This window comes from Salinivibrio sp. IB872, from assembly GCF_001995345.1.
In the GTDB taxonomy this organism is placed as follows: domain Bacteria; phylum Pseudomonadota; class Gammaproteobacteria; order Enterobacterales; family Vibrionaceae; genus Salinivibrio; species Salinivibrio proteolyticus.
In genome coordinates this window covers 1-3,737 of record NZ_MUFO01000085.1, presented here as the reverse complement: position 1 = coordinate 3,737, position 3,737 = coordinate 1, and the positions used below count along the sequence as shown (strand labels likewise).

Below are 3,737 nucleotides of genomic sequence, written 5' to 3'. Positions count from 1 at the left end.
GAATATTTATTAATAGTGGAATTAAATTCATCTTTAAGCCATTCATATTTACTTAAAACACTGCTGTTGCCACCATCAAAATTCAAATCCCAACCATAAACCTCTTTCCAGCAACAATATTTATCTAAGTTTTTCAGCTCAGAACCAAAGCCTGAAACCCTAGAATCATAAACGTTTAGATGGTAGAGAATTCTGCTTTTAATTCTTAGCAAAAAGTCTAGCCATGACGGGGTATATTGAGGGTAATAATTGAGTGGAAAATTGGCCAAATAGCTAACAGCATCCTTATCTTTAACTATAGCGTGATCATTTAGCGGGAATTCCCCCATTCTTTCGGACAACTCTTCAAATACGACATCATCAACGATGATCCGAGGATGTACGGCATTTTTAGACTCTAGCTCGTAAGCCCGTTGGTAAGCCGATCCAAAAAGCATTGGGCCATGATGGTAAATTCTCCCATGTGTAATCGCCCCGCGCATGAATATCCCATCACACGCAATGTCTGTTGAGAACTTTGTGAGCTTATTACAAAGAGCTTTAAATCCGTCAAATGTACTTTCCGTGGAGATTATGACGCAGTCAGATATATRGCTGATACGCGGGTCACCCAATTCTTTTTCTAAGATGTAACCTTCTTTCTGCTCATAAATGGGCAAATCATGCTGGCCATTAGACTCAACAGACTCTTCATGCAAGAAGTTTAAAACTGACCTTACCCTTTTAAAGTCGGAACTTTCTTCTCCTTCATCTTCAATTTTGTAGATCAACTCTTTAAAACCTAAAATATCTAGGAAAGCTACAAAACGATTCTCATATCCTTCGATGTTCATCAATTCCTCATGGGCTTATAACGCTTTGCTAAGCGGCAATAAAATAGCTGGCTAAAATCAGCGAGGAACGAGCAAAAGCCAGCTGTTTTTTTATCCGTTTAAGCAACTTGTTATATTTAATTAGCGCTCAAATTTCTGAAGACTAACCACGTTTGAAGTATAAATGGGCTCTCCGCGCACCACCCCTCGGTTTGGAAGACATATTTTATATGGCTGGCCAGAGGAACTAGGTGGGAAGATTGCCTGAACTTCAGGAACTGCTTCTCTGTAATATTCGTCGACAGGCTCACCTACTGTAGCCACCATAGTTTGGCCATTATGCATATAAGTAAGTGAGTAGATCATGTCTTCTGGCTGAGGTACTGAGTTACCTATAAATCGGGAAATACTATCTATTACGCTTAATGCTTCTTCTGTGCTCTCCGTATGTGGTACAAAAAATTCCATGTGGTCATCCTTACTCTGACTTTGAAATATAACATTGTATTAGTGCGCGTGCTCGATTTGTCAAAATCGTTACACGCCCTGTTCTATCCATAACCTCATGATAAGCATGCGGTTTTTCCATCTCTCTCATCAAGCTCTCTTCGGTGATAGTGTGCATGCCGCCTATCCCGGTTGAGGTATTCACATTATCCCTGCGCTTGTACTTTTAACCGATTGATTATTCGTGTTTTTTATTTTTTCGCCTAGGAAAAGTGTGAATCAGTCATGAGAAAGCGTGCATCCATGTGGGTGCTTTTGTTGCGTTCCACGCTACCGCCCTTCGGTTGGCGGCGTCCAAAAGGCCATGTAAGAGACAGAAATATAAAGAACTAGCGTACCAGAGTGCAGAATAGCTGTTTAGACACAAGCGCCTAAAATGTTGGTGAGGTCAGGATTTGGATGTTTGCGGGGGCATAGATGCAAAAAAGCCGCTGACTTATCAGCGGCTTTTCGGTATGTGGCGGAGAGATAGGGATTTGAACCCCATCTCTTTGAAAACCTATATATATCAAGCTCTTGAATTGTCTAGCTTTCTACGTTCATCAACCAAATGTCACGTTGACGAATGTTAATTACAAGCAGTATACGAAAACAATCGAACTTAGCAAGAGAATCAAGCATATAAGCCAAAATATTTTTCTAGTATCCTTACCCAGTCAACTAATCCTCTTAATCTTAGCTATTACTAATTACCCCCTACAGGGGTTAATTTAGATTGGAGGCAGATATGCTCATAACAAGTCCTAAGCAACTGGGGATATACTTGCGTGATGTACGCAGGAATCAAAGGCGCAACCAAACCAAAGTCGGAGATATTGTTGGTCTAAAACAGACAACGGTGTCGAAACTTGAACGTGATCCTGCCTCATCCAGTATCGAAAGTCTGATGCGCCTGCTGTCATCACTAGATCTTGAGCTACATATTCAAGACAAAGCTGTAAGCCGAGAACTGGCCCCTGATGATTGGTAAATCAAGCGGACATAGAATCCCTTTTGCTAACAAGGCATTCTTTCAACGTGATCGCTTTCACAAAGCGCTGATTGTGTTGTCAGGGCATTTTTTAACCACCTTCACGTAAGTTAATACCGAAATGGTTGATTGAAAACACAAAAGTTTAAATGGTTCGTAGTCGCCTCGTTAAAAACGCTATAAAATCAACCTCTTTTAAGGTATGAAATTGTATGAACGAGTTTTTAGGTTGGTTTTCTAGCCCTCTAGGTGGGGCAATTGCTTGGGTTTGCACTGTCTCTGGCTTCATCTATGCATTCATACAGCAAAGCGCAAAGAATAAGTTCAAGATTAAGTGTGAAAAGCTCGAAATCAAGAACTACAAGCTAGAACAAAAGATCATCAGCATCCAGAGCAATAGTACCCACGATAACCTGCAAGACGTCAAGCAAGAAGGCGAAACCAACATCAACACTGGTGTATTGAATGGTGACTTCAATCTCAATCAATGAGATGGGTAGAGTAAGAATATGACAGGAACGCTAGTCCAGATCGGTGAGGTGAAAGGTGACTTCAATAATGCGGAGTCACCAGAGTCTAAGGTTGACTCTATCATAAATGACATCATCAGTAAGATATCTCAGGCTGACGTCAAAATAGACATTAGGGATCGCTCATTTCCATCTAAAGTAAAACAAAAAATTGATCACAACCAACTTAAAGAAAACAGAAAAATAGTTATTCAGTACAAAAATTATTCTTCACATATTGAATCGTCGTACAACATCATTGAAAAGAGCATCGTCAATGGAAAACAAACGGCAATGTTGATATTGAATGAGATGTACAGTTCCGCATTGAGAAAGTTCAACATTGATGCTTGGGAACCCGATATGGATAACATCAAAAAACATGCCGATGAAATTATTGACGATGTTAAGAAACAATTAAGCAATTTCCTTTATAAGTCTTCTAATGTCACTTTCACCAAAGAACAGATGTCTGTCGGGATCAACGTTGTGATTGCCCATGCCTTTGTTGAATGCTACGTACTGGAGAACCCCAATGATACCAACTAAAGGTTCAAATCCAGAAATCAACATAGTCTATATTGGAGCATTCGTTTTGAAACGGCTTCATGAAACAAAAAGCAGTAAGATGAAAATCGCTCGCCTGATGAAGTTAGGCGAAAGAGAACTATCTATTTCTATAGACCACATGCTTCTAACGCTGGACTGGCTATTCACTATTTCCGCTATCACATATAAAAACGACGAGGTTTTCATCAATGAAGCTACTAAAACTAATAACAAAGGTTGATGGGAATATAATTAGAGAGATCAAATTTAAAGATACCCTAAACATCATTACTAATAAAAGAAATTCGAATTTATCGGGTAACCAGATCGGTAAATCTGTTCCTGGTCGTATTATTGACTTCTTATTAGATGGCTCTCTGAACCCTATAT

The 3,737-nt window shown here is 39.6% G+C and carries 6 protein-coding genes and 1 pseudogene; 5 read left to right on the top strand and 2 right to left on the bottom strand.

Annotation, left to right across the window (positions count from 1 at the left end; genetic code table 11):
• A partial coding sequence (locus BZJ18_RS16785) for a hypothetical protein (protein ID WP_077458482.1) occupies positions 1–833 on the bottom strand: 833 nt, incomplete at its 3' end.
• A gap of 120 nt (positions 834–953) precedes the next feature.
• On the bottom strand, positions 954–1,280 hold the full coding sequence (locus tag BZJ18_RS16780) for a hypothetical protein (RefSeq protein WP_077458480.1): 327 nt from the start codon (positions 1,278–1,280) through the stop codon (positions 954–956).
• A 766-nt stretch (positions 1,281–2,046) separates the two neighbouring features.
• Here BZJ18_RS16780 and BZJ18_RS16775 point away from each other — a divergent pair.
• The 5 genes and pseudogenes from BZJ18_RS16775 to BZJ18_RS17475 form a co-directional block, all read left to right on the top strand.
• Positions 2,047–2,289, top strand: a complete 243-nt coding sequence (locus BZJ18_RS16775; RefSeq protein ID WP_077458478.1) for a helix-turn-helix domain-containing protein — start codon at positions 2,047–2,049, stop codon at positions 2,287–2,289.
• Between the two features lie 212 nt (positions 2,290–2,501).
• Positions 2,502–2,780, top strand: coding sequence for a hypothetical protein (locus BZJ18_RS16770; protein ID WP_077458476.1), 279 nt, complete (start codon positions 2,502–2,504; stop codon positions 2,778–2,780).
• Positions 2,781–2,798: 18 nt separating this feature from the next.
• Positions 2,799–3,347: a hypothetical protein gene (locus tag BZJ18_RS16765; protein WP_077458474.1), complete on the top strand. Its 549-nt coding sequence runs from the start codon at positions 2,799–2,801 to the stop codon at positions 3,345–3,347.
• Positions 3,298–3,588: an ABC-three component system middle component 6 gene (locus BZJ18_RS17740; protein WP_338013075.1), complete on the top strand. Its 291-nt coding sequence runs from the start codon at positions 3,298–3,300 to the stop codon at positions 3,586–3,588. Before BZJ18_RS16765 ends, BZJ18_RS17740 begins: the two co-directional genes overlap by 50 nt.
• Positions 3,557–3,737: pseudogene (locus tag BZJ18_RS17475) on the top strand (DUF2326 domain-containing protein); the annotation flags it as partial. The gene BZJ18_RS17740 and the pseudogene BZJ18_RS17475, both read left to right, overlap by 32 nt.

Bases quoted from the DNA above. Each gene is read 5' to 3' on its own strand.
- BZJ18_RS16780 (WP_077458480.1), bottom strand. From the start codon at position 1,280: ATGGAATTTTTTGTACCACATACGGAGAGCACAGAAGAAGCATTAAGC.
- BZJ18_RS16775 (WP_077458478.1), top strand. From the start codon at position 2,047: ATGCTCATAACAAGTCCTAAGCAACTGGGGATATACTTGCGTGATGTA.
- BZJ18_RS16770 (WP_077458476.1), top strand. From the start codon at position 2,502: ATGAACGAGTTTTTAGGTTGGTTTTCTAGCCCTCTAGGTGGGGCAATT.
- BZJ18_RS16765 (WP_077458474.1), top strand. From the start codon at position 2,799: ATGACAGGAACGCTAGTCCAGATCGGTGAGGTGAAAGGTGACTTCAAT.
- BZJ18_RS17740 (WP_338013075.1), top strand. From the start codon at position 3,298: ATGCCTTTGTTGAATGCTACGTACTGGAGAACCCCAATGATACCAACT.